Genomic DNA, 24,262 nt, shown 5'->3' with positions numbered 1-24,262 from the left:
GGCATGCGGCACCGCGCGCCGGGGGCGTCGGGCCGTTGCGCCCGCGCCGGGGCCGCGGACGGCGCCCCGTCAGCGGCCGCGCAGGCAGCCCGCCATCAGGTCCAGGTCCCGCCGGTAGACCGACGTGGACACTTCGGCCAGCCCCATGAGCGTGTGGCTCAGGTGGTCGTGCGAGACCACGTCGTCCGCCCGCGCGTCGACACAGGCGCGGTCCAGTCCGTGCGCCGTGGCGAACTGCGGCGAGGCCCACATCATCATCGGCACGTGGGTCTGCTGGTCGGGCGCGATCACGTACGGGGCACCGTGCAGGTACAGGCCGCTCTCGCCGGTCGACTCGCCGTGGTCGGAGACGAACCACAGCAGGCCGTCGACGCGCGGCGCCGCGGCGAGCGTGCGGATCGCACCGGCGAGCACGTGGTCGGTGTAGGCGATCGTGTTGTCGTAGGTGTTGACGATCTGGTCGCGCGTGCAGCGCTGCAGCTCGTTGACACGGCACTCGGGCGTGAACCGGGCGAAGGCCGGCGGATAGCGCTCGTAGTAGGCGGGGCCGTGGCTGCCCAGCATGTGCAGCACCACGACCGTGTCGCGCCGGAGGGTCGGCAGGAGCGCTTCGAGATGCTCGACGAGGATGCCGTCCCAGCAGCCGTCGTCATGGCACCAGGCACGCTCGTGCGCCGCCGCGAGCGCGACCTCGCGCCCGCGCGCCGCCAGCCCCTTGCTGCCGGTGTTGTTGTCGAGCCAGACGACATCGAAGCCCGCGTGGCGGAGCACGTCGAGCACGTTCTCGCTGTGTCGCGCCGCCGACTCGTCGTAGTGCGCGCGGCCGAGGATCGAGAACATGCACGGCAGCGACGTGGCGGTGTTGGTACCGCAGCTCGTGACGTGGCGGAAGTTCACCAGCGGCAGCCGGCGCAGCTCCGGCGTGGTGTTCCGGCCGTAGCCGTCGAGCGCGAAGCTCGCCGCGCGGGCGGATTCGCCGATCACCACCACGATCACCGTGGGACGATCGCCGGGATGGCGTGCGGCGTGCCGGGCGTCCTGCCCGAGCGGCTGCAGAGGGCGATGGTCGTCGCGCTGGTGCCGTGCATACGACAGCGAGGCCGCGACCAGCGCATACGGGTTCGCGACGTGCCGCAGCTCCATGCGGCCGCGCAGCAGCGAAGCCAGCTCGCGCCCCTGCAGGCCGACCGCGAGCGCAAGCCCGAGGCCGCAGCCGGCTAGCAGGGCGAGTCGATGGAGGGCTTCCTTTCCCGCGGAGCGGAAGCGCACGCGCGTCCACGTGACGAGGATCGAGGGCAGCACGCCCAGCAGCAGGACGTCGAGCGCGAGCCGCGGCGACAGCCACTCCATCGCCTCGCGCGTGTCGGTGCCGAAGACGCTCGCGATGGCGTGCCGGTCGATCACCGCGCCGAAGCGCGTGGTGAAGTGCGATGCAGCCGCCGACAGCAGGAGCACCGCGATAAGCCCCGGCCGCAGCAGTCGCGGAACTCCGAGCGGGGCGAGCAGCAGCGTGGTGAGCGCGAGCAGCGCGAGGCCGACCGCCGCATGCGTGGCGGCGCCCATGCCGGCCTGCCCGACGATCGACCACGTGCGCGCGTTGGCCGCCGCGACCAGGAACAGCGCGACGAGCAGGATGAGCGCGTTCGCCGACAGCTCCGGCCGGCGCAGGCGCGGGCCCGCCATCACTGGCCGAGCGCTTCCTCGAACAGCTCGCGGATGCGCCGGTACTGGTCGTACCAGGCCTCCGGATGCACGTAGCCGTGCCGCTCGAGCGGATAGCTCGCGAGCTCCCACTTGTCCTTCTTCAGCTCGATCAGGCGCTGGGCCATCATCACCGAGTCCTTGAAGAAGACGTTGTCGTCCATCATGCCGTGCGCGATCAGCAGGTGGTCCTGCAGGCGGTGCGCGTACTCCATCGGCGAACTCTTGCGGTAGGCCTCGGGATCGAGCGCCGGCGTGTTGAGGATGTTCGACGTGTACTCGTGGTTGTACTGCGACCAGTCGGTGACCGGGCGCAGCGCGGCGCCGGCCTTGAACGTACCGGGCTCGCGCATCAACGCCATGAACGTCATGAAGCCGCCGTAGCTGCCGCCGTAGATGCCGGCGCGGTCGCGGTCACCCTGCTTCTCGCGCACGAGCCAGTCGAGGCCGTCGAGGTAGTCCTCGAGCTCGGGATGGCCCATCTGGCGATAGATCGCCGTTCGCCAGTCGCGGCCATAGCCTTCGGAGGCGCGGTAGTCGAGGTCGAGCACCACGTAGCCCGCATCCACCAGCAGGTTGTGGAACATCTGCTCGCGGAAGTAGTTCGGGTACCTGTCGCTGACGTTCTGCAGGTAGCCCGCGCCGTGCACGAACATCACGATCGGGTACTTCTTCCCCGGCTCCGGATTCTTCGGGCCGTAGTACTTGCCCCAGATCGTGCCCGCGCCGTGCTGGCTCGGCACCTGCACGTACTGCGGCTCGATCCAGTCGATCGCCTTGAACTTCGCGCTGCGCGTGTCCGTGAGCTCGCGCGCGGTGCCGGCGGCGAGGTCGACCACCGCGAGCTGCGGCGGCAGGTAGCTGTCGGAGTGGCGCACGAGCAGCTTGCGGCCGTCCGGCGAGAGCGCGAAGTCCTCGACGCCGTCGAGCGAGGTGATCTCGCGCACGTCGCCACCGGACGTCGGCACGCTGCAGACCTCGTAGTCGCCCGGCCACTTGCGGTTGCACTGGAACAGGAAGCTGCGGCCGTCGTGCGACAGCGTGGGCGACGAGACTTCCCACGTGCCGGACGTGAGCGCGCGGGTGGTCGCGCCGTCATTGACATAGAGGTGGCCGTAGCCGCTCTTTTCCGAGACGAACCACAGGCGGTTGCGGCCGTTGCCGGGCAGCCAGCCGAACTCGTTGAAGTTCCAGTTGATCCACGCGGGGTCGGTGAGGCGGTCGCGCGCGACGAGCTTCGCGTTCGCCACGTCAACCGCCGCGATCCAGCGGTCCTTGTTGTCGACCGCGCGCACCAGCACCGCCGCATCACGGCCGTCGTCGCTCCAGTGGATCGCAGGGCCCGAGCCGTCGCCGTCGGTTTCGATGCGCACCTCGCGCGCGCCCTCGAGCGGCTTCTGCTTGGCGGCTTTGCGCAGGTCGGCGAGCGGGTCGGTCTTGATCCCCGGCAGGTCGTCGAACTTGAGCTCGCGCACGGCGCCGGTCGCGACCTCGACGAGCCACAGGCGATGGGGCGCCGGCGCATTGCGGCCGACACGCGTACGCACCTCCTCGAATTCCTCGTAACCGGACTCGGTGACGTACTTGGGCATCTTGCCCTGCGTGCCGAGGTCGGCCGACTTCGCATACGTCACCGCGAGCAGCCAGCGGCCGTCCGGCGAGAGCGCGCTGTCGACGAGGTTGTGGTCCTTCCCGAGGTAGGCCGGCAGCGGCGCGCGCGTGGGATCGGCGGCACGCCAGGCTTCGTCCTGCTCGCGCGCGGCCTCGCGGCGCTCGCGGTCGGTGCGCAGCGTGTCGATATAGCGCAGCTGGCGCTCGCGCAGGTCGTCGGCCTTCGGCGCCTTGCCGGGGTCGTCCTCCGTTTTGAGCACGGTGGCCTGCGCCACGCCCGTGCCGGCGCGCCAGGCGAACCAGTCGTTGCCGGCGCGGAAGACGAGCTGGCCCTGCGGCCCCCATTGCGGGCGCGATTCTGCCGCGTCGGTGCGGGTGACCTGCGTCAGCGCGCCGCTGCGCAGGTCGCGCACGAAGATGTCGCCGTTTCGCGCGAACGCCATGCGCGCGCCGCCGGCTTCGATGACGCCGCGCGGGCCGTCGATCGCCGCGCGGTCGTCGCCGTCGAGCTTCGACGCCGCGCCGCCGTCGACCGGCTGACGGAAGGTGTCGCGGATCGTCGCGCCCTCGCGCTTTTGCGTGAAGTAGGCGGTGCGCCCGTCCCACGACCACCACGCCTGTTCCACGGCATTGCCGATCCAGTCGGGATCGGCCATGGCCTGGTCGAGGCTGATGCGCGGCGCCGTCTGTGCGGCGGCGAGCGGTGCGAACGAAGCGATGAGGGCGGCGGCGAGGAGCGTGCGACGCATCGAGCGGGTCCGTCGGCGGAAAAGTCGACGGAGCGTAGCAGCCGCCGGCCGCCGCCGGCTGTGGCGATCGTCAGTGTTGCGCGGACGGGCCGGTGGGATTCAGCGAGGCATGGGCACGCGCGGCGAGGTGCTCATCGGCGACCTGCGCCGAGTCGGCGTCGTGCAGGCCGCACGGCGCCGGGCCGTTCAGGCACGAGCCGTCGCGCGCATCGAACCGCGAGCCGTGCACCGGGCAGTCGAACGAGCACTCCGCCTGATTGAACGCCACGATGCCCCCGAGGTGTGGGCACATCGCCGAATGCACGAAGAGCCGGCCGTCGGCGTCGCGGAAGATCGCCTTCTGCGCCATGCCCTCGCGGACGATCGCGCCCTGGCCCGGCGCGATGTCGTCGACCGACTTCACGTCGCCGGGCGTCACCAGGTCCTTGTACTGCGCGACCATGTTGGCGTTCTCGTGCACGTACTCGCTGAGCGCGCCGCCGTGCAGGTTCTTGCGAGCGGGGTCGTAGAGGTCGGCATAGGGCGCGGGGCGCTCGGTGATGAGCTGGCCGATCGTGACACCCGCCAGCGTGCCGTGCGTGAGGCCGTTGCCGGAGTCGCCGGTGGCGATGTAGACGTTGCGCGTCTGCACGCCCGGGTTGTGGCCGAAGTAGCCGAGCGAATCCATCGGCTCGTAGACCTGCCCGGACCAGCGATAGCCGACCTCGCCGGCCGCGGGGATCCAGCGGCGCGTCCAGTCCTCGAGCTTCGCGTAGGCGCCTTCGGGTTCGTCCTCCTGCCCGACCTTGTGGTCCTCGCCGCCGACGATCAGCCAGTCCTGCCCGTCGATCCGCGCGGTGCGCACGTAGTGGTAGGGGTCGAGCGTGTCCCACAGCAGCACGGCCGGCACCGCGTCGCGCTCCAGCTTGAACGCGACGACATACGTGCGGTACGGCCCCTGCTTGGTATGCATGGTCACGCGGTCGTTGAACGGCGTGTTGCTCGCGACGACGACCGCGCGCGCCTGCACACGGCGCCCGTCGTCGGTCGTCACTTCGGTCACGTCGCCGCTGTCGACGTCGCGCACGTGCGTGAAGCCGTGGATACGCCCGCCCAGTCGGGTCACCGCGCGCGCGAGCCCGTCCATGTACTTCGTCGCATGGAACTGCGCCTGCCGGCGGAAGCGCAGCGCGCGGCCGAAGGCGGACCAGGCGCCGGGCGGCGCGTCCACCCACTCGACGTCGAGGCCCGCGCGGCGCGCCGCGTCGTACTCCTCCTCGAGTTCGTCGCGGTTCCCGGCGTGCTCGCCGAGCACGAGGTAGCCATCGACGTAGTCGAAGTCGGCCTCGATGCCTTCCTCGCGGCAGATGCGCTCGATGTGTTCGACCGCCTCCCGATGGCTGCGCGCGGCCAGACGTGCGCCGTCCTCGCCATGCAGGCGCTCGAGCTCGTGGAAACGATCATCGAGGGCATCGCACAGGTGGCCGGTGGTGCGCGCGGTCTGCCCGGCGCTGATGCCGGCCTGGTCGAGCACGATCACTTCGCGACCGGCCTTGAGCAGCTCGTAGGCGGTGGTGAGGCCGACGATGCCCGCGCCGACGATGCAGACGTCGGCCTGCGCATCGACCTCGAGCGGCGGTGCGTGCGGGACCTGCGCGGTGGCCGACCAGAGGGACGTGCTGCCCGAATCTCTGCGCTCGCTCACGACGATGCTCCGGTTTCGCGGGAGCGCCACTGTCCTCCCGCCGCGGTGAATCCGCCGTCAGTAGCGACGGGTCCGAGCGAACGGGCGATGCGTACGGACGATGCACGCATCCGGATGCGGCCGCTGGCGAGGTGATGGTGATCGCATGCGTCGCGCCGGGATTCGGTGCGTCGGGTCGTCGGCAGGAACGGCATCGCAACGCGCGCTGAAACCTGCCGTCACGGGCCGGGCGCCGTGGTGGCGCGCGCGCGTTCGCAGGCGCACAATACGCAGGCGAATAGAAGACCACGGATCGTAGGGAGAGCCCTCGATGGATGCGCTGTTGCTGTCACGGATCCAGTTCGGATTCGTGATCTCGTTCCACATCATTTTCCCCGCCTTCACCATCGGCCTCGCGAGCTGGCTCGCGTTCTGCAAATGGCGGTTCCTCAAGACGCGCGACGGCGTCTGGCAGGACATCTACTTCTTCTGGCTGCGCATCTTCGCCATCTCCTTCGGGATGGGCGTGGTCTCCGGCGTGGTGATGAGCTTCCAGTTCGGCACGAACTGGGCGGTGCTCAGCGAGAAGGCCGGCAACATCCTCGGGCCGGTCATGAGCTACGAGGTGCTCACTGCCTTCTTCCTCGAGGCCACGTTCCTCGGCGTGATGCTCTTCGGCCACAGGCGTGTGTCGGAGAAGATGCATTTCTTCGCCACCTGCATGGTCGCGCTCGGCACGTTGATCTCGATGTTCTGGATCCTGTCGGCGAACAGCTGGATGCACACGCCACAGGGTTACACGATCGCGCCCGACGGCACGTTCCATCCGGCCGACTGGTGGGCGATCGTCTTCAACCCCTCGTTCCCCTATCGCCTCGCGCACATGGGGCTCGCCGCCTTCATCACCACCTGCCTCGTCGTCGGCGGCGTGAGCGCCGGCTACCTGCTGCGTGGCGTGCACGTCGAGCCCGCGAAGAAGATGCTGCGCATGGCCGCGCTGTTCGCGGCGATCACGGTGCCGACGCAGATCCTCGTCGGCGACCTGCACGGCCTGCAGGTGGGCGAGTACCAGCCGACTAAGCTCGCCGCGATCGAAGGCCACTGGGAGGCGGCGAAGCCGGGCGAGGGCATGCCGCTGGTGCTGTTCGGGCTGCCGAACCAGGCCGCGGAGCGCAACGACTACGAAGTGAAGCTGCCGCGGCTCGGCTCGATCATCCTCACGCACACCTGGGATGGCGACATCCGGAACCTCAAGTCGGTACCGCGCGAGGATCGTCCGCCGGTCGCACCGGTGTTCTGGTCGTTCCGCGTGATGGTCGGCCTCGGCATGCTGATGCTGCTGATGGCGGCCTGGTCGGCCTGGGCGTTGCGGAAGGGTCGCCTGTTCGAATCCCGCATCCTGTTGCGCTTCTGGCGCACGATGATGTTCTCCGGCTTCATCGCGCTGCTCGCGGGCTGGTACGTCGTCGAGATCGGCCGGCAGCCGTGGGTGATCTACGGCCTGCTGCGCACGGCCGATGCGGTCAGCCCGACGGTCGCCGCATCCAGCGTGATCGCGTCGCTCGCCGCGTTTGGCCTGGTCTACGCGATCGTGTTCGGCGCGGGCATCTGGTACCTCGTGAAGCTGGTGAAGAAGGGGCCGCTGCCGCACGATCCGGGCCCGAAGGCGGATGAGGGCGAGCGTCGGCCGAAGCGGCCGCTGTCGGTCGGCACGCCGTTCGACGGCGAAGACATCCGGGAGGCACGCTGATGGACGTCGCGACCGTGCTGCCCGTCGCCTGGTTCTTCGTCGTCGGCTTCGCCGTGCTGATGTACGTGCTGCTCGACGGCTTCGTGCTCGGCATCGGCGTGCTGGCGCCGTTCGCGCGCGATGCCGACGAGCTCGATCATTCGATGAACACCGCCGCACCGATCTGGGACGGCAACGAGACCTGGCTGGTGCTCGGTGGCGCCGGCCTGCTCGCGGCCTTCCCGAAGGCCTATGCGACGATGCTGTCGGCGCTGTACCTGCCGGTGCTGCTCATGCTGATCGCGCTGATCTTCCGCGGCGTGGCCTTCGAGTTCCGCTTCAAGGCCACGCGCGCGAAGAAGTTCTGGGGCGCGGCCTTCGCACTCGGGTCGACGTTCGCCGCCTTCGCGCAGGGCGTGATCCTCGGCGCGGTGGTCGAAGGCATGCCGCTGCAGGAAGGCAAGTACATGGGCGGCGCCTTCGGCTGGTTCAGCCCGTTCTCGATGCTCACGGGGGTCGCCGTCGTGTTCGGCTACGCGCTGCTGGGCAGCACCTGGCTGATCCTGAAGACCGAGGGGCGCCTGCAGCGCGTCTCGCGCTACATGGCGCGGCCGCTGGTGCTGGTGGTGGTGGCCTTCATGGGCCTGGTCAGCGCATGGCTGCCCTTCCTCGACTCGCGGATCATGGCGCGCTGGTTCGAGAGCGGGAATTTCTGGTGGCTCGCGCCCGTGCCGGCGCTCGCGCTGATCAACGCCGTCGCGCTGTGGCGCGCGGCCATGCGCGAGGGCCGCGACGCCGCGCCGTTCCTGCTCACCCTGAGCTTCTTCGTGCTCGGTTTCGTCGGCCTGGTGCTCGGCCTGTGGCCCTACATCATCCCGCCGAGCCTGACGCTCTGGGAGGCCGCCTCGCCGCCGTCGTCCCAAGGTTTCACGATGGTCGGCATGGCGATCCTGCTGCCGGCGATCCTCGGCTACACGTGGTGGTCCTACCGCGTGTTCGCGGGCAAGGTCGCGGCGGACGCCGGCTACCACCACTGACGTCAGCGATGCGGGCGGCGGGTATGCTGTGCCGACGCGATCCCCCGGCGCCGTCATGCACGCCTACGTCTACAAGAGCCTGCGCAAGGCCGATACCTACGTCTACCTCGCCGAGCGCGAGGCCTTCGACGCGTTGCCCGAGGCGGTGCGCGCGCAGCTCGGCGCGCTCGAGTTCGTGCTGGAAGTCGACCTCGCACCCGGGCGCCGCCTGGCGCGCGCGGACGTCGCGCAGGTGCGTGAGGCGCTGAGCACCCGCGGCTTCTTCATCCAGGTGCCACCGCCGCCGGATGCGCCGGCCTACGACGCCGGTGAGTACTACCGGAGCCGCGATGCCTGAGCGGCGGTCCCGCACCGGACTCGGCGTGGCGCTGCTGCTCGCCGGCATCGCGCTGACCGCCGTCGCCGTGCTGCCGCTTCCGGTCGCGGCGCTCGCGGTGATCGCGGCGCAGCCGCCGGTCGCGTTGGGCGTGTCGGTGCTGCGTGGCAACGGCCGGCACCGGCCGCTGCGCCATCTGGGTGCGCTCGCGGGGCTGTGGGCCCTGGCCGCCGGCGGTGCCGCCGCATTGCTCGCCTGGCCGCTCGCCGCGCTGCTGCGCAGCGGTTCGCTGCCCGCGGCGATCGCGGCGAGCCTCGCGGTCGGCATCGCGCTGCTGCTGCTGTGGCCGGCATGGCCGCTGTGGTCGGGCGTGGAGCGCGACGGCGACTGGCGCGCGCACTGGCGCGACCTGCACGACGCCGACCGCGCCGCCTGGCGCGGCGCCGGCATCGCCGGCTGCGTGCTCGCGGTGGCGGTCGCCGTGCTGCTGCTCGCCTGGCCCGGCCTGCTCGACGGTGCGTCGCGCATCGCCGCTGTCGCCGGCGTCGCGCTTGTCGCGCCCGTGTTGCACTGGACCATGCAGCGCCTCGCACCGGTCGCGGCGACGAACGTGGCGGCTCGTCGCGAAATGACGCGCGAGTCGGTCGAGCCCAGGCCCGCGCCCGCGTCCACGGCCGTCGACATGCCGGACCCGGCACCCGTCGCACCCACGGCGCCGGCCGATCCCGCCGCGCTCGCCGTCGAGCTCTACGCCGCCGCACGCGGCGGGCGCGTCGAGCGCGCGCTCGCACTGATCGACGCCGGGGCCGACGTCACCGCGCTGCCGCCGGCCGGCGAGCGCGACCGGCGTGCGCTGCCGGTACTCGCGGCGGTGCTGCCCGACCTGCGCCTGCTGCGCGCGCTCATCGCCAAGGGCGTCGACCTCAATGCCGCGCAGGCCGGCATGACGCCGCTGCTCGCCGCCACGCGCGACAGCTGGCACGGCCGGCCCGAGGCGGTGATGACGCTGCTCTCGAACGGCGCCGATCCACGCCAGCGCGACGCCGACGGCAATACCGCGCTGCACTTCGCCGCGCGCAGCACCGATCCCGGCGTCGCCGCGCTGCTGCGCGATGCGGCCGCCGAGCTCGAAGCGATCAATCGCGAAGGGCTGTCGCCGCTCGGCATGGCCTGCGCGGCAGGCAACTGGCGCGTGGCCAAGTTCCTGCTCGAGCGCGGTGCCAAGCCCGAGCCGCCCGGCGGGCAGCCGGCGCTGATCGCCGCCGCGGCCCACGAGGACGACGACCCCGCGGGCGTGCAGCTGCTTCTGCGCCACAAGGCGCGCGTCGACGCGAAGGATCCGCAGGGCCGCAGCGCGCTGCACGCGGCCGCGTTCGCCGGGCATGTCGAGATCGTGCTGGCGCTGCTCGATGCCGGTGCCGATCCCACGCTCGCCGATGCGCAGGGCCGCACGCCGCTGATGGAGGCCGCGCGCGGCGGGCATCTGGAGGTCGTCGACGAGCTGCTGCGCCATCTGCCCGACGGCGGTGCGGCGCAGGCAATGCGCGTCGACGCGACCGGCCGCAGTCTCCTCGCGCTCGCCTGCGAGGCCGAAGGCGCGACGCCTGCGCTCATCGAGCGGCTGCTCGCGCTCGGCGTCGACCCGACGCTCGCCGATCGCGACGGCAAGCGTGCGGTCGATCGTGCCGCCGAGGCCGGGCGCTGGTCGCTGGTCGCCGCGCTGGACGCCGGCTACCGCCTGCCCGCGGCGCTGCGCGACGACGACGACGCGCCGCTGCCCGACCGCGCACCGATCGCGTTGCTGCGCGAGGGCCTGCAGGCCGGGCGCACCGACCTCGATGCCCTCCTGCGCCTGCTCGAGCCGGCCGATCTCGGCCTGCTGCTGCACGACGACGACCTCGTCCTCGAGCCCGCGCATGTGGCTTGGCTCCTGCGGCACGGCGCCGACCCCGAGGTGCGCGACGGGCAGGGCCAGACGCCGCTGTTCGTGCTGCTCGGCCGCGGCCCGGCTGCGCGGCGAAGCCTGCGCGTTCTGCTCGATGCGGCGGTGTCGCCCGCCGGCCGCGGCAGCCTCGCGCGCTTGCTCGCCACCGCGTCCGCGCAGGACCCCGACGGCGAGGGGCTCGCCCTGGAGCTGCTCGATCGCGGCGCCGATCCCTTCGGCCCGTCGCGCGCCGGCGATCCGCCGCTCGCGCTCGCGATCCGCCTGGGCTGGGCGCGACTGGTCGACCGGCTTCTCGCCACCGGTGTCGCGCTCGATGCGCGCGACAGCCGCGGCATGGGCGCGCTGCATCTCGCCGCCGCGCTCGGTCGCGTCGACGTGGTCAAGCGTCTCGTTGCGCACGGCGCCTGCGCCGACCTGCGTGCCACCGACGGGCAGACGCCGCTCGGCGTCGCGCTCGCCTCCGGCCGGCGCGACATCGCCGAATGGCTCGACTGGCGCCAGTGGCCGTTGCCGCGTCGTCCGCTGCGCGCGGGCGACGTGCCCGCCGCCGCCATCGCGGGCGACGCCGACGCGGTGCGTCGCCTGCTCGACCTCGGCCTGCCGGTGGATGCGCTCGACCGCCAGGGCTGCAGCGCGCTGCTGCGCGCGGCCGGTGGCGGCCAACTCGCTGTCGTCGACCTGCTGCTGCGGCGGGGCGCCGATCCGGGCCTCGCCGCGCCGTCGGGCGCCACGCCGCTGTCGGCGGCAGTGAGCATGCGGCACCTGCCGATCGTCGATCGGCTCGTCGCCGCGGGCGTGCCGCTGGAGCAGCGCCTGCCGGGCGACCTCACCGTGCTGATGGTCGCCTGCGCGCTCGGCCTGCCGGACCTCGCCACGCGCCTGCTGTCGGCGGGCGCCGACGTGCAGGCGGTCGACGCGCAGGGCCGCGGGGCGCTGCACTGCGCCGCCATGTACGCCTTCACCGCGCGCGACCGCGCGCGGGTGGTCGCCCTGCTCGATGCGCTTCTGCTCGCCGGTGCCGACGCCGATGCGCCCGCCGCCGGGGCCACCGCCTTGCTGCTCGCGCTCGGCGCGCGTGCCGAGCCCGGCGCGACCGCCGACGAGGGCGTGCTGCTCGCGGTGGTCGACCAGCTGCTCGCGCAGGACGTCGCGCTGGATGCGCGCGATCCGCGTGGCTTCGGGCCGCTGCACCTCGCCGCGCTGCACGGGCTGTCCCGCGTCGTGCAACGCCTGCTGCAGGCCGGCGCGGATCCCGAGATGCGCGACTCGCTCGGCCGCAGCCCGCGTGAGGTCGCGCTGATGCGGGGCTATGTCGACATCGCCGCGGAATTCGCGCCGGCGAGCTCGCCGCGCGACATCTCGATGGCCCGCTTCCTGCGCGATCGCTGAGCACTGCGCGGACGCGCGACAGCATTCCGCCCTGACGGGCCACACCGCCTCGCGCGCCACGACGCGCGCATCGGTTCGCGTCGATCGCGACGGCTCGACGTGCGCGCTCCGGCCGCGGCCCCATCGGGCGGCGTTAGCGGTTCTCCGCCGTCGCCTCGCCCACGATTCCCCCCAGCACGCCATGCCCCCGGTCGGCATTGAACAGCTCCTCGAGCTCGCGTCGGGCATCGCGCGCGGTCTGGATCAGCGCTTCCTCGTCGTCGCGCACCTGGTACTGCGCGGTGAGCAGGCGCTCGTCGTGCTCGGCGAAGCGCCGCGCATGCGCGTGCGCGGCATCGGGTGCGAGCCCGAGATCGACCAGCACGCGCTCGCCCATGTGCAGGCTCGAATGGAAGGCCTCGCGCACCGCGCGCGCGCCGAGGTCCATCAGCTCCCAGGCATGGCGGCGGTCGCGCGCGCTCGCGTGCACGATCGCCTCGGGATACAGCTGGCGGATCGCGCGCACCGTGCGAACCGACGCTTCCGGATCCTCGAGCGCGACGACGAAGACGCGCACCGATGCCGCGCCGGCCGAACGCAGCAGGTCGCTGCGGCTCGGGTCGCCGTAGTAGACCGGGTTGCCGAAGCGTCGCACGAAGTCCACCTGGTCGGCGCTCGGCTCGATCGCGATGAACGGCCGCTTCTGCGCGGCGAGCAGGCGCGCGACCACCTGCCCGAACCGCCCGAAGCCGGCGATCAGCACCTGCGGATGACCGTCGGGCAGGGTGTCGTACGCACGCGGCGCGTCGGCCGTGCGCCGCAGCAGGCGCGTCAGCAGCACCAGCAGCACCGGGGTGACCGCCATCGATAGGCCGACGATCGCCATCAGGCGATCGCGCCAGGCGGCGTCGATCAGGCGCACGCGCGCGGCCTCGGTGAACAGCACGAAGGCGAACTCGCCGCCGAGCGCGAGCAGCACGGCGAGCCGCCATGCATCGTCGCCGCGCAACCGGCCCGGGTGACGTCCGACCGCCGCGATCAGTGCGGCCTTCACGACGAGCAGCGCCGCGACGCCGAGCGCGATCGACGCCGGTTCGGCGAGCACGCGCGCCAGGTCGATCGACATGCCCACGGCCATGAAGAACAGGCCGAGCAGCAGGCCCTTGAACGGCTCGATCTGCGACTCGAGCTCGTGGCGGAATTCGGAGTCGGCGAGCAGCACGCCGGCGAGGAAGGCACCGAGCCCGGGCGAAAGGCCAGCGACCTGCAGCAGCCAGGCCGCGCCGAGCACGGTGAGCAGCGCGGCGCCGGTGAACACCTCCGGCATGCCGGTGCGCGCCACGAGACGGAACAGGTGGCGCAGCACGAAGCGCCCGCCCACGGCGACGAGCGCGACGGCGCCGATCGCGCGCGCGATCGCGAATGCATCGACTTCGGTCTCGCCGCGACCGAGCAGCGGCACGATCGCCAGCAGCGGGATCGCGACCAGGTCCTGGAAGAGCAGGATCGCGAAGGCGAGACGCCCGTGCTCGCTGTGCACCTCGCGGCGCTCGGACAGCAGTTGCAGCCCGACCGCGGTCGAGGACAGCGCGAGCGCGGTGCCGACCACCGCCGCGGCCGTCCACGGCAGGCCCGCAAGGCGCGCGAGCACGGCCAGCGCGACGCCGCACAGCAGCATCTGCGCACTGCCCGCGCCGAACACCGGGCGCCGCATCACGCGAAGGCGCGACGGCGAGAGCTCGAGGCCCAGCACGAACAGCAGCATCACCACGCCGATCTCCGACGCGGCCAGCACCGGTGCGGCGTCGCGAACCACGCCGAGCGCCTGCGGCCCGAGCAGCACACCGGCGAACAGGTAGCCGAGCACCGCGCCGAGCCCGAGCCGCCGGAACAGCGGCACGGCGAGCACCGCCGCGAGCAGGAACACCAGCGTGAGCTCCAGGCCGCTGCCGTGCATCGATGTCCTCCTGTCGAGGCCGCCATCGTATGCCGGGCGCGGCCGCGATCGACACCCGTGCGGCGGGACGCTGCGTGTCCGCGCGACCGGCTCGGCGTCCGGCACGCAATCGTCGCGTCGGCCGGGCCCGCAGGTCCGTCGATCCATCGCCGCCGTGCCCCGATGCGCGCGCGGCAGTCACGCTTCGCAGGCGTTCAGCCGCCCGCTTGCGGCCCGCGCACTGCCGGTGGTTCCATGCGGTCTCTCCACGGGCCGAGGGCCGCCGTGTCGCTGAGCCGCCTGCGCGCCGATTTCCAGTTCACGATCTTCGCGATGTTCTGCATCGCGGCGATGCTGGGCATCGGACCGTTCGCGCTCTACCGCTTCGCGCAGGGCCAGTGGGTCGCCGGCGTCGTCGACAGCCTGATCGTGCTCTCGCTGGCCGCGACCTTCGTCTATGCCTGGCGCGGCGGCGTGCTCGAGCACGCGAGCCTGGTCGTGGTCGGCGTGACCACGATCGGCTGCATCGCGATCGGCCTGCTCATCGGCCTGCCGGGCGCGCTCTGGTCGTATCCGGCGGTGATCGCGAATTTCCTGCTGGTGCGGCGCGGCATCGCGTTGATCGCGTCCGCGCTCGTGGTGATCGTGCTCGTGGCCGAAGGCAGTGCCTTCGAGTCGGTGCCCGAGAGCCTGATGTATTTCGCCAGCGCGTCGGTCTGCTGCCTGTTCGCCTACGTCTTCGCGCGGCGCACGCAGGAGCAGCGCGCGCAGCTCGAACTGCTCGCCTCGCGCGATCCGCTCACCGATGCCAGCAACCGCCGCGCGATGGAGCGCGAGCTGCACATCGCCGCCGAAGCGTTCCGCCGGCATCGGCTGCCGGTCGGCGTGCTCGTGATGGACCTCGACCACTTCAAGCGCATCAACGACGCGTACGGCCACGAGATGGGCGACCACGTCCTGGTCGAATTCGCACGCCTGCTGCAGGCCCGCTGCCGCGCCGGGGATCGCCTGTTCCGCTACGGCGGCGAGGAGTTCGTGCTGCTGCTGCCGGGCCTCGACCGCGAGGCGCTCGCGCGGCTCGCCGATTCGCTCCGCGTCGCCGTGCACGAGCACGTGCGCGCAGCCGGGCGCCCGGTCACCGTCTCGATCGGTGGCGCCGTGCTCGCCCCCGGCGAGGACAACGCGCAGTGGCTGGCGCGCGCCGATGCCGCGATGTACGCGGCCAAGCGCGGCGGCCGGGATCGTGTTGTCGTCGCCGAGGCGCCGGATGCGGTTGGTCCCCCGGCAGCCTGACGTGCGACGTGCAGCTGGCGTTGCAGCGGGTCGTGGCCGCGTGTCGCGCGGTGGTTGCAACGACTCGGCATAATCCAGGCCGGCCCCCAATGCACGATCGCCCATGAAGAGCCTGCGCTGTGTCCTGCTGTTCCTTGCTCTTGTGGCCCCCGCGAACGCGGGTGAGCCGCTACGGCTCGAGGCCCCCGTCTCGATCCTGCGGGTCGACGGCGAGTTGGCGATCGATCCCGCGGGCGTGCCGGTTTCCTTTACGCCCTCGCAGCCCTTGCCCGGTTCGATGGGCGCGCGCCTGCCGGAGATGGTGGCGCAGCTGCGCTTCGAGCCGGTGCTCAAGGACGGCCGGCCCGCGCCTGCCCGAATGCCCGCGCGGGTCACGCTCGCGGCGCAGGAGATGGAAAACGGCAACTACCGGATCGGGCTCGAGAACCTGACGTTCCCGAAGCATTGCGACTGCATGCGCAATGGCGTCCGATTGGAAGCGAAGAACCGTGCCAAGCCACGCTACCCGCGCGAGGGCCTCATCCTCGGTGCGGACGTCGACGTGCTGGTTGCGGTGCGGGTCGGGCTTGACGGACGCATCGCCGAGGCCGCTGTCGCGCAGAGCGCGCTGATCGGCAAGAAGGGTACGTCCAACCGGGTTGCCGGGGTGCTTGAGGACTTCGAACGGTCGAGCCTCGAAGCCGTGCGCAAGTGGCGCGTCGACGTCCAGCTCGAGCCGGGCGCCACCCCGTCTGCCGAAGACCTATCCGGGCTCGTCATCGTCAGCTACCGCATCGATGGAGGTGGCTACGACACTGACAACCCGGGCTGGATCTACCAGGTCCGTACCACCAAGCGCCCGGCGCCGTGGCTGCCCGAGCGACTCAATGCGACCGGCGTGGCCGATGTCGGCGGCGATGCGATCGTTCCAGCCGGCGCGCCCGCCCGCCTCATCAGCGGCCTCGGCACCGCGCGGTGATCCCGGTCGACGTGCACGTCTCAAGGCATGACGCCGCACCGGGACCCGCCTGCCGGCTGGCTCTCGAGCACCGCCATTGCATTGACGGTCGCGGCGTCCCGGTTGCACCTCCGTCCCACTGGCGCCTGTCTAACGGTTATCCGAGGCGGGCGGGTGCGCTAACCGGCCGCACGAGACAGTACCGGTGATCCAAGGCATCATCGCCCCAGCCCTTTACGGAAGAACGGCCATGCCCCGGATCAGCCAGCAACCGCCTCACGCCACCTCGAAGTTCCTCCGCACGCCTCGCGCACGCGTGGCCGTGCCGGGTGTCGTCGGCGCCCTGCTGACGGCGATCTGCCTGCCGGCGGTGGCGACACGGGGCGCCGCGACCGGCCCGGTGTCCGTCAGTACACAAGCGCGGGTGGAGGTGGACGCGCAGGGCCGCGTCGTCGACGTCGTGCCCGACCCCTCGCTGCCGCAGGTGTTCCACCAGCCACTCAAGCAGCACCTCGCGACATGGCGCTTCGAAGCGCCGCAGCGCGATGGTGTCCCGGTACCCGCGACCACGTACGCGCGCCTCGGGGTCTGCGCGATGCCGGACGCAGCCGGTGGCATGAAGATCGGCTTCAGCCGCGCCTCGCATGGCCCCGGCGCGGACATGCGCATGTACGGCGCGATGCCGCTGCCTGCCTTCAAGACGCTCGAACGCCACCGCAAGTTCGACGTCATCGCGACCTACGACGTCACGACGGACGGCGATCTGCAGGTCGTGTCGGTGCGCGCGAACGGCCCGCGCGATCGCAGCGTCGCATCCGTCGAGAAGTCCGTGCAGCGCTGGCTGGAAGGTCTGCGTTTCGAGCCGGAGCGCCTCGCGGGCGTGCCGGTGGTGACGCGCATGTCACTGCCCGTGCATTTCGACATGACGCCAGTGCCTCGTGGCAAGCGCCCCGAGGACGTGCTGCGCGAGCGCCTGGGCGAGACTTGCGAGTCGCGCCTGGAGCAGGCCTCGCGCACGCAGGCGACCGTGCTCGCCGGGCCACTGAAGCTCGTCGCGGCGCCCTGACGCCGCCAAACAAAAAGCCCCGCCGAAGCGGGGCTTTTTCGTATCCGACGGCGCGATCAGCGCTTCATCGACCCGAAGAACTCGTCGTTCGACTTGGTGTTCTTCATCTTGTCGAGGAGGAACTCCATCGCTGCGATCTCGTCCATGCCATGCAGCAGCTTGCGCAGGATCCAGATCTTCTGCAGCAGCTCCGGCTCGATGAGGTAGTCCTCGCGGCGCGTGCCCGAGCGGTTGATGTTGATGGCCGGGTAGACGCGCTTCTCGGCGATGCGGCGGTCCAGGTGCACTTCCGAGTTGCCGGTGCCCTTGAACTCCTCGTAGATCACCTCGTCCATCTTCGAGCCCGTGTCGATCAGGGCCGTGGCGATGATGGTGAGCGAGCCGCCTTCCTCGACGTTGCGCGCCGCGCCGAAGAAGCGCTTCGGGCGATGCAGCGCATTGGCGTCGACGCCGCCGGACAGGATCTTGCCCGAGCTCGGCAGCACGTTGTTGTAGGCGCGCGCCAGGCGGGTGATGGAGTCGAGCAGGATCACCACGTCCTTCTTGTGCTCGACCAGGCGCTTGGCGCGCTCGATCACCATCTCGGCGACCTGCACGTGGCGGCCGGCCGGCTCGTCGAACGTCGAGCTGATCACCTCGCCGCGCACGGTGCGCTGCATGTCGGTGACTTCCTCGGGCCGCTCGTCGATCAGCAGCACGATCAGGTGCACGTCCGGATGGTTGATGCTGATCGCGGTGGCGACCTGCTGCATCAGCATCGTCTTGCCGGCCTTCGGCGGCGAGACGATCAGCGCGCGCTGGCCCTTGCCCTGCGGCGCCATCAGGTCGAGGATGCGGCCCGTCACGTCTTCCGTGGAGCCGTCGCCGCGCTCGAGGCGGAACTTGCGGCGCGGGAAGAGGGCGGTGAGGTTCTCGAACAGCGCCTTGTTCTTCGACGCTTCCAGCGGCTCGCCGTTGATCGTGTCGACGATGTTGAGCGCGAAGTAGCGCTCGCCGTCTTTCGGCCAGCGGATGCGGCCGGCGATGTGGTCGCCGGTGCGCAGGTTGAAGCGGCGGATCTGGCTGGGCGAGATGTAGGTGTCGTCCGGGCCGGCGAGGTAGCTCGCCTCGGCCGCGCGCAGGAAGCCGAAGCCGTCGGGCAGGATCTCGAGCACGCCGTCGGCGGCGACGCCTTCGCCGTGGCGGGTGAGCACCTTCAGCAGGGCGAAGATCACGTCCTGCTTGCGCGCGCGGGCGACGCCCTCGTGGATGTTGAGCTGCTCGGCGATCTCGACCAGCTTCGGCGCGGGCATGCGCTTGAGGTCGGACAGCGAGTACTGCGGGAAACCTTCTGGGACCTGCGGATGCGGGCGGGCGACGAAGCCCTCGCCGTTGCCGGCGCCCTCGTCGGTCATGCCGCCGTCGCGCTGGCGCTCGCGCTGGCGCTCGCGGCGGTTCTTGAAGCGCTCGCGGCGGCTCGGGCGGCCATCGCCGTGCTCGCGTGGGGCGCCGTGCTGGCCCTGACCCTGCGGCGGGGTGGATTCGCCGGAGGTGGACGGCTCCGGCGCGCCGGCGACGGGCGCGGCCTCGCTGCGCGGGGCCTCGGCGCGTGGCGCCTCGACGCGCGGGGCGTCGCTCTCGCTGCGGGCCGGCGCTTCGGCGCGCGGCGGATCGTTGCGGGGGGCTTCGGCGACCGCGGTGGCGGTCTCGGCGGACGCGGCTTCGGGTTTCGCGACGCGCGTCTTGCGCACGCGCTTTTCGGCGACTTCGCCGGCGTCGGGGGTCTGGTCGGACAAGCGGAATTCCTCGCTAAGCGGCGAGCGCCCACGGATGCGCGGGCGAGGTCGGGATCGGATCGATTCGGAGAATCAGAGGGGTGCGGCGAGCGCGAACGCGCCGGGCCAGCGCGAAACTAGCACCGCCGCGACGAGGCGTGCAAGCGCTCGGGGCCGGGCCATTGCACCCCGCACGGCGGCAGTGGCGCGTGAAGCCGCGCGGGGCAGGGCGACGTTACGCGTTGCCACGGCCACGCGCACGTGGCATGCGCGGGCCGGTTCATCGGGAGGTCACCGGGGCGACCTCCGGGGCGTCAGAGCGCCTTGTCGATCAGCTGGGCGAGCTGCGCCTTGCCGACCGCGCCGATCTGCTGGCCGTGGATCTGGCCGCCCTTGAAGACGAGCAGCATGGGAATCGAACGGACGTGGTACTTGAGCGCGGTCTGGCGCTCGTTGTCGACGTTCACCTTGACGATCTTCGCGCGGCCCGCATAGGTGCCGGCGAGCTCGTCGAGCGCGGGCGCGATCATCTTGCAGGGGCCGCACCACGGGGCCCAGAAATCCACCAGCACGGGCTCGGCCGACTGCAGGACCTCGCGGTCGAAGTCGGCATCGCCGACGTGCTTGATCAGGTCGCTCACTGAACGGGTCTCCTCGGGGTCGAACGCGGGGCCGCCAATGGTCGCACGGGCGCCGTGGAGGCATGCGCTACACTTGGGGGCCTTCCCGCGGTGGCGCAAGCCCCGCGCGGCCGTCCGGTCGCTCCCGCACCTGTCGCGGGCGCTCCCCGCCGCTCCCCACGCGCGCCCCGGACATCCCGGCCGGCCTCCCGGCCGCCTCCCATGCATGCGCCCGCGCGGCGCGCCGGATCCCATGAGCGACAAGCCCCTTACCGACGTCACATTCGATTCCTTCAACCTGCACCCGACGCTGCTCGCGGGGCTCGAGGCCGCCGGCTTCACCCGCTGCACCCCGATCCAGGCGCTGACCCTGCCGCTGGCGCTCGGCGGCCGCGACGTTGCCGGCCAGGCCCAGACCGGCACCGGCAAGACGCTCGCCTTCCTCGTCGCCGTGGTGAACCGGCTGCTCACGCGCCCGGCGCTCGCCGACCGTAAACCTGAAGACCCGCGCGCGCTGATCCTCGCACCGACCCGGGAGCTCGCGATCCAGATCCACAAGGACGCGGTGAAGTTCGGCAGCGAGCTCGGCATCAAGTTCGCGCTCGTCTACGGCGGCGTCGACTACGACAAGCAGCGGCAGATCCTGCAGTCCGGCGCGGACGTGATCATCGCGACCCCGGGCCGCCTGATCGACTACGTCAAGCAGCACAAGGTGGTCTCGCTGCACGCCTGCGAGATCTGCGTGCTCGACGAGGCCGACCGCATGTTCGACCTCGGCTTCATCAAGGACATCCGCTTCCTGCTGCGCCGGATGCCCGAGCGCACCACCCGACAGACGCTGCTGTTCTCGGCGACGCTCAGCCACCGCGTGCTCGAGCTCGCCTACGAGCACATGAACGAGCCCGAGAAGCTGGTGGTGGAAGCCGAGTTCATCACCGCGGCCAAGGTGCGCCAGAAGGTCTACTACCCGGCGGACGAGGAGAAGATCCCGCTGCTGATTGGCCTGCTGTCGCGCTCCGAGGGCGCGCGCACGATGGTGTTCGTCAACACCAAGGCGTTCGTCGAGCGCGTGGCCCGCGCGCTGGAGAAGGCCGGCTACCGTGTCGGCGTGCTCTCCGGCGACGTGCCCCAGAAGAAGCGCGAGTCGCTGCTCAAGAAGTTCCAGGCCGGCCAGCTGGAGATCCTGGTGGCGACCGACGTCGCCGCGCGCGGCCTGCACATCGACGGCGTGTCGCACGTCTACAACTACGACCTGCCGTTCGATGCCGAGGACTACGTGCACCGCATCGGCCGCACCGCGCGCCTCGGCGCCGAGGGCGACGCGATCAGCTTCGCCTGCGAGCGCTACGGCATGTCGCTGCCCGACATCGAGAGCTACATCGAGCAGAAGATCCCCGGCGAGCACGTGACGCCGGAGATGCTCGTCGCGATCCCGCGCGCGCCGCGCGAGAAGGTCGAGGGCGAAGAGGAAGAGAGCGTCAGCACCATCTTCCGCGAGGCCCGCGAGCAGAAGGCCGAGGACGATGCGCGCCGTGGCATCAAGCCGCGCAGCGGCAGCCGTTCGGGCGCCAGTCGCGACGGCGAGCGCCGTCCGCGCGGCCCGAAGCCCGAGGGCGAGCGTCGTCCGCGTGCGCCGAAGCCGGACGCCGCGGTCGAGTCGACCGACGCCGTGGTGATCGCGTCCGCGGCACCGGACACGGCCGATGCGCCGAAGCCGCCGCGCCCGCCACGGATCGACCCGGTGACGGGCGAGGAGCTCGCGCCGCGCAAGCGCCGTCGCCGCCGTCGTGGCAAGCCGGTCGATGGCGCGGCCGTCGATGCCACGGCAACCCCTGGCGCGCCGGCAGCGCCGCGTGCCGAACGCTCGCCGCGCCACGAGCCGCGCGCGACGCGCACCCAGCCCAATTCGCCGCGCGCGAAGGCGGAGCTCGAAGCCGCGCGGGCGCCCGCGCCGTCGCCCGAGGCGAAGCCCGGCTTGCTGCATCGGGTGGCGCGTGGACTGAAGTCGCTCGTGACTCGCGCCCCGCGCAACCAGCACTGATCACCGACGGCGCGCTCCCCGGCGCGCCGCCATTACGGATCACGGAGGATCCATGCGCGCCATCCCGACTGCCATCCTGTTCGCATTCGCCGTGGCCGCGGCAGGCGCCGCCCCGGCCGGGACAGCGCCGCCCACTCCGGCCCGCGAGATCCGCGGTGTCTGGGACCTGAGCCTGCAGCCGTGCAACGGCGGAGGCGGGAATGCCTTCTCCCGGAATCCCGCCGAGGCGCGCATCCAGCGCGAGCGACGGGTCGACCTGCGCGAGATCGGCGCACGTTTCGTCGTGCCGCAGGTGCAGAACGTCGCCGAGACGGTGCTGAAGATCCGCCTCGACGACCGGTCGCGCGGCGTCACCGACCACTACCTGCTGCTCGCCGAGGACGATCTCGGCCCGCCATTCGCCGCCGTCGTCGTCACCGAGCTTCCTGAGGACGTGGATACGCGCGAGCGCGCGTTCGACGCCGCGCGCACCCTGCAGCAGGGCCTCGCGCGCACGCTCCCGGGGTTCGTCCCGGACCTGCGCGAGGTCGATGGCCCCCACGGGCCGGGACTCGAGATGCTCGTTCCCGGCCGCATCGGCACGCACTGCTTTCCGACCTCGGAATTCGCGTCGGCGCCCGCCGGCGTCGAAACCCTGGGAATCACGCGGTTCGCGATGATCCGCGGCCGTCTCGTGGAGTTCTCGGTGATCGTCCGCGTCGCGCCGGACGCGTCGCCCGAGCAGCGCGCGACGCTCGCCCGCGCGGTCATGGACGACTTCTGGGCGTCGTTGGCGCCGCTCTGACACGGTACCGCGACAAGGCACCCGGCACGGGCCACCCGCCGCGACGCTCTGCGATACTCCCCGCATGAGTCTTCTGCGTTTCGACAACGTCAGCAAGCGCTACGCGGGCCGCGAGGCGCTGAGCGAGGTCAGCTTCGACGTCGCGCCCGGCGAGATGCTGTTCGTGACCGGCCATTCCGGCGCCGGCAAGAGCACGCTGCTCAAGCTGATCCACCTCACCGAGCGCCCGACGCGTGGCGCCGTGCTGTTCGGCGAGCGCAACCTCGCGAAGGTGCGTGGCCGCCGGATCGCGCTGCACCGCCGCGAGGTGGGCGTGGTGTTCCAGGACCATCGCCTGCTGTCGGACCGCAGCGTCGGCGACAACGTCGGCCTGCCGCTGCTGCTGCGCGGCATGCACCGTGCGGAGATCGCCAAGCGCGTGCGCTCCACGCTCGACAAGGTCGGCCTCGGCGCACGCGAGAAGGCGCTGCCGTCGCAGCTGTCGGCCGGCGAGCAGCAGCGCGTGGGCATCGCGCGCGCGGTGGTCGCCGAGCCGCGGCTGCTGGTCGCCGACGAGCCCACCGGCAATCTCGACCCTGCGCTGTCGGCGGAGATCCTCGCGCTGCTCGAATCGCTCGCCGCGCGCGGCACCGCGGTGATGGTGGCGAGCCACGACCTCGCGCTGGTGCGCCGCATGAAGAAGCGCGTACTCGTGCTCGACCACGGCCGCCTCGTCGACGACATCGCCGCGACGGAGGTGGCCGAATGAGCACGACGCCTGCGCGGGCCGGCGCGCGTGCGCCGCGGACGCGCTCGAAGTTCGGCAGCTGGGTCGACCACCATGTCTTCAGCCTCGTCGCGAGCCTGGGGCGGATGGCGCGCAAGCCCTGGGCGACGGGCCTGACGGTGGGCGTCATGGCGATCGCGATCGCGCTGCCACTGGGCCTGTGGGCGACGCTCGCCAACCTGGGCCAGTTCACCGGCGACGTGCAGCAGTCGCGGCAGGTCTCGCTGTATCTCGAGCCCGGGTTGCCGCTGGCGCGCGCGCAGGCGCTCGCCGCGGAGCTGCGCCTGCGTCCGGATGTCGCGGGCGTCGAGCTGCGCAGCGCCGACGAGGGCCTTGCCGAGCTGCGCGCCCATGGGGGTTTTGCCGAAGCCGCGCAGGCGCTCGGTGAGAATCCGTTGCCGCACCTGCTGCGCGTCACCCCACGCGGCGACGATGCCGCGCTCGCCGCCACGCTGGCGCCCCTCGAAGGCGTCGACGTCGTCCAGCACGATGCCGCCTGGCGGCATCGCCTCGACCGCTGGCTCACCCTCGGCGAGCGGGTTGCCGCGGTGCTCGCGCTGGTGCTCGGCGCCGGTGCGCTGCTGGTGGTCGGCAATACGGTGCGGCTGGACATCCAGTCGCGGCGCGAGGAGATCGACGTGCTGCAGCTGCTGGGCGCGACCGGCGGGTTCATCCGTCGGCCGTTCTTGTACCTGGGCGCCTGCTACGGCCTGCTCGCGGGCCTGCTCGCGCTGGGCCTGCTCACTGGCGCGGAATTCGCGCTGCGCGAGCCGGTGGCCGAGCTCGCACGCAGCTACGGCAGCGGCTTCCGGCTGCAGGGCTTCGACCCGATCCGGGCCGCCGTCGCAGTTCTGGGGTCCGGCGTGATCGGCTGGCTTGGCGCGGGGCTGGTGAGCGGTCACTATCTCCGCCAGACCCGCTCGATCGGCGATTGAAGTGAGCCCGG

General features: G+C 71.8%; 17 protein-coding genes. 11 read left to right on the top strand and 6 right to left on the bottom strand.

Annotation, left to right across the window (positions count from 1 at the left end; all coding sequences use genetic code 11):
- Positions 1-69: 69 nt before the first annotated feature.
- The 3 genes from ACYVJJ_RS02285 to ACYVJJ_RS02275 all read right to left on the bottom strand — a co-directional run bounded on the left by ACYVJJ_RS02285 (position 70) and on the right by ACYVJJ_RS02275 (position 5,745).
- Positions 70-1,683, bottom strand: a complete 1,614-nt coding sequence (locus ACYVJJ_RS02285; RefSeq protein ID WP_460830758.1) for a phosphoethanolamine transferase — start codon at positions 1,681-1,683, stop codon at positions 70-72.
- Entirely contained in the window at positions 1,683-4,061 is a 2,379-nt protein-coding gene (locus ACYVJJ_RS02280) for a prolyl oligopeptidase family serine peptidase (RefSeq protein ID WP_460830756.1), read from the bottom strand. Before ACYVJJ_RS02280 ends, ACYVJJ_RS02285 begins: the two co-directional genes overlap by 1 nt.
- Positions 4,062-4,131: 70 nt before the next feature.
- Complete coding sequence (locus tag ACYVJJ_RS02275) at positions 4,132-5,745, bottom strand: FAD-dependent oxidoreductase (protein ID WP_460830755.1); 1,614 nt, start codon at positions 5,743-5,745, stop codon at positions 4,132-4,134.
- Positions 5,746-6,055: 310 nt separating this feature from the next.
- Here ACYVJJ_RS02275 and ACYVJJ_RS02270 point away from each other — a divergent pair, with 310 nt between their 5' ends.
- From ACYVJJ_RS02270 to ACYVJJ_RS02255, 4 genes are read left to right on the top strand one after another with little or no spacing between them, the layout of a single operon-like run.
- Positions 6,056-7,474 (top strand): cytochrome ubiquinol oxidase subunit I, encoded by a 1,419-nt coding sequence (locus ACYVJJ_RS02270; RefSeq protein ID WP_460830753.1) that lies wholly within the window; start codon positions 6,056-6,058, stop codon positions 7,472-7,474.
- On the top strand, positions 7,474-8,490 hold the full coding sequence (gene cydB, locus ACYVJJ_RS02265) for a cytochrome d ubiquinol oxidase subunit II (RefSeq protein WP_460830751.1): 1,017 nt from the start codon (positions 7,474-7,476) through the stop codon (positions 8,488-8,490). Before ACYVJJ_RS02270 ends, cydB begins: the two co-directional genes overlap by 1 nt.
- 55 nt (positions 8,491-8,545) lie before the next feature.
- On the top strand, positions 8,546-8,827 hold the full coding sequence (locus ACYVJJ_RS02260; protein ID WP_460830750.1) for a YcgL domain-containing protein: 282 nt from the start codon (positions 8,546-8,548) through the stop codon (positions 8,825-8,827).
- A complete protein-coding gene (locus ACYVJJ_RS02255; protein ID WP_460830749.1) occupies positions 8,820-12,140 on the top strand; it encodes an ankyrin repeat domain-containing protein in 3,321 nt (1,106 codons plus the stop codon). Before ACYVJJ_RS02260 ends, ACYVJJ_RS02255 begins: the two co-directional genes overlap by 8 nt.
- A 133-nt stretch (positions 12,141-12,273) precedes the next feature.
- Here ACYVJJ_RS02255 and ACYVJJ_RS02250 read toward each other — a convergent pair whose 3' ends face one another.
- Complete coding sequence (locus ACYVJJ_RS02250) at positions 12,274-14,076, bottom strand: monovalent cation:proton antiporter-2 (CPA2) family protein (protein ID WP_460830747.1); 1,803 nt, start codon at positions 14,074-14,076, stop codon at positions 12,274-12,276.
- 264 nt (positions 14,077-14,340) lie between these two features.
- On the opposite strand from ACYVJJ_RS02250, the gene ACYVJJ_RS02245 reads away from it, so the two are divergent.
- The 3 genes from ACYVJJ_RS02245 (at position 14,341) to ACYVJJ_RS02235 (ending at position 17,351) form a co-directional block, all read left to right on the top strand.
- Complete coding sequence (locus ACYVJJ_RS02245) at positions 14,341-15,348, top strand: GGDEF domain-containing protein (RefSeq protein WP_460830745.1); 1,008 nt, start codon at positions 14,341-14,343, stop codon at positions 15,346-15,348.
- Between the two features lie 103 nt (positions 15,349-15,451).
- Entirely contained in the window at positions 15,452-16,306 is an 855-nt protein-coding gene (locus tag ACYVJJ_RS02240) for an energy transducer TonB (protein ID WP_460830743.1), read from the top strand.
- A gap of 229 nt (positions 16,307-16,535) precedes the next feature.
- Positions 16,536-17,351 (top strand): energy transducer TonB, encoded by an 816-nt coding sequence (locus ACYVJJ_RS02235; protein ID WP_460830741.1) that lies wholly within the window; start codon positions 16,536-16,538, stop codon positions 17,349-17,351.
- 56 nt (positions 17,352-17,407) lie between these two features.
- Here the strand turns inward: ACYVJJ_RS02235 and rho are convergent, their stop codons facing one another.
- Both rho and trxA read right to left on the bottom strand, forming a co-directional pair.
- A complete protein-coding gene (gene rho / locus ACYVJJ_RS02230) occupies positions 17,408-19,186 on the bottom strand; it encodes a transcription termination factor Rho (RefSeq protein ID WP_460830880.1) in 1,779 nt (592 codons plus the stop codon).
- Positions 19,187-19,419: 233 nt separating this feature from the next.
- The gene (gene trxA / locus ACYVJJ_RS02225; protein WP_460830739.1) at positions 19,420-19,746 is read right to left on the bottom strand and encodes a thioredoxin; all 327 of its coding nucleotides are present in this window, start codon (positions 19,744-19,746) and stop codon (positions 19,420-19,422) included.
- 232 nt (positions 19,747-19,978) lie between these two features.
- On the opposite strand from trxA, the gene rhlB reads away from it, so the two are divergent.
- The 4 genes from rhlB (at position 19,979) to ftsX (ending at position 24,251) form a co-directional block, all read left to right on the top strand.
- Positions 19,979-21,766, top strand: coding sequence for an ATP-dependent RNA helicase RhlB (rhlB, locus tag ACYVJJ_RS02220; RefSeq protein ID WP_460830737.1), 1,788 nt, complete (start codon positions 19,979-19,981; stop codon positions 21,764-21,766).
- Positions 21,767-21,818: 52 nt separating this feature from the next.
- Positions 21,819-22,550, top strand: coding sequence for a hypothetical protein (locus ACYVJJ_RS02215; protein ID WP_460830736.1), 732 nt, complete (start codon positions 21,819-21,821; stop codon positions 22,548-22,550).
- A gap of 64 nt (positions 22,551-22,614) precedes the next feature.
- Complete coding sequence (ftsE, locus tag ACYVJJ_RS02210; RefSeq protein ID WP_460830734.1) at positions 22,615-23,298, top strand: cell division ATP-binding protein FtsE; 684 nt, start codon at positions 22,615-22,617, stop codon at positions 23,296-23,298.
- Complete coding sequence (ftsX, locus tag ACYVJJ_RS02205) at positions 23,295-24,251, top strand: permease-like cell division protein FtsX (protein WP_460830732.1); 957 nt, start codon at positions 23,295-23,297, stop codon at positions 24,249-24,251. The genes ftsE and ftsX overlap by 4 nt, the downstream gene beginning before the upstream one ends.
- Positions 24,252-24,262: the final 11 nt, after the last annotated feature.

The sequence above is a fragment of the Lysobacter humi (ex Lee et al. 2017) genome, assembly GCF_054781815.1.
This window is presented reverse-complemented; position numbering and strand designations above follow the sequence as displayed.

What these genes read in the sequence shown, in the direction of transcription:
- ACYVJJ_RS02240 (WP_460830743.1), top strand. Translation starts at nt 15,452, where the DNA reads ATGAAGAGCCTGCGCTGTGTCCTGCTGTTCCTTGCTCTTGTGGCCCCC.
- rhlB (WP_460830737.1), top strand. Translation starts at nt 19,979, where the DNA reads ATGAGCGACAAGCCCCTTACCGACGTCACATTCGATTCCTTCAACCTG.
- ACYVJJ_RS02235 (WP_460830741.1), top strand. Translation starts at nt 16,536, where the DNA reads ATGCCCCGGATCAGCCAGCAACCGCCTCACGCCACCTCGAAGTTCCTC.
- ACYVJJ_RS02285 (WP_460830758.1), bottom strand. Translation starts at nt 1,683, where the DNA reads ATGGCGGGCCCGCGCCTGCGCCGGCCGGAGCTGTCGGCGAACGCGCTC.
- cydB (WP_460830751.1), top strand. Translation starts at nt 7,474, where the DNA reads ATGGACGTCGCGACCGTGCTGCCCGTCGCCTGGTTCTTCGTCGTCGGC.
- ACYVJJ_RS02270 (WP_460830753.1), top strand. Translation starts at nt 6,056, where the DNA reads ATGGATGCGCTGTTGCTGTCACGGATCCAGTTCGGATTCGTGATCTCG.
- ACYVJJ_RS02255 (WP_460830749.1), top strand. Translation starts at nt 8,820, where the DNA reads ATGCCTGAGCGGCGGTCCCGCACCGGACTCGGCGTGGCGCTGCTGCTC.
- ACYVJJ_RS02280 (WP_460830756.1), bottom strand. Translation starts at nt 4,061, where the DNA reads ATGCGTCGCACGCTCCTCGCCGCCGCCCTCATCGCTTCGTTCGCACCG.
- ftsX (WP_460830732.1), top strand. Translation starts at nt 23,295, where the DNA reads ATGAGCACGACGCCTGCGCGGGCCGGCGCGCGTGCGCCGCGGACGCGC.
- ftsE (WP_460830734.1), top strand. Translation starts at nt 22,615, where the DNA reads ATGAGTCTTCTGCGTTTCGACAACGTCAGCAAGCGCTACGCGGGCCGC.
- ACYVJJ_RS02260 (WP_460830750.1), top strand. Translation starts at nt 8,546, where the DNA reads ATGCACGCCTACGTCTACAAGAGCCTGCGCAAGGCCGATACCTACGTC.
- ACYVJJ_RS02250 (WP_460830747.1), bottom strand. Translation starts at nt 14,076, where the DNA reads ATGCACGGCAGCGGCCTGGAGCTCACGCTGGTGTTCCTGCTCGCGGCG.
- ACYVJJ_RS02215 (WP_460830736.1), top strand. Translation starts at nt 21,819, where the DNA reads ATGCGCGCCATCCCGACTGCCATCCTGTTCGCATTCGCCGTGGCCGCG.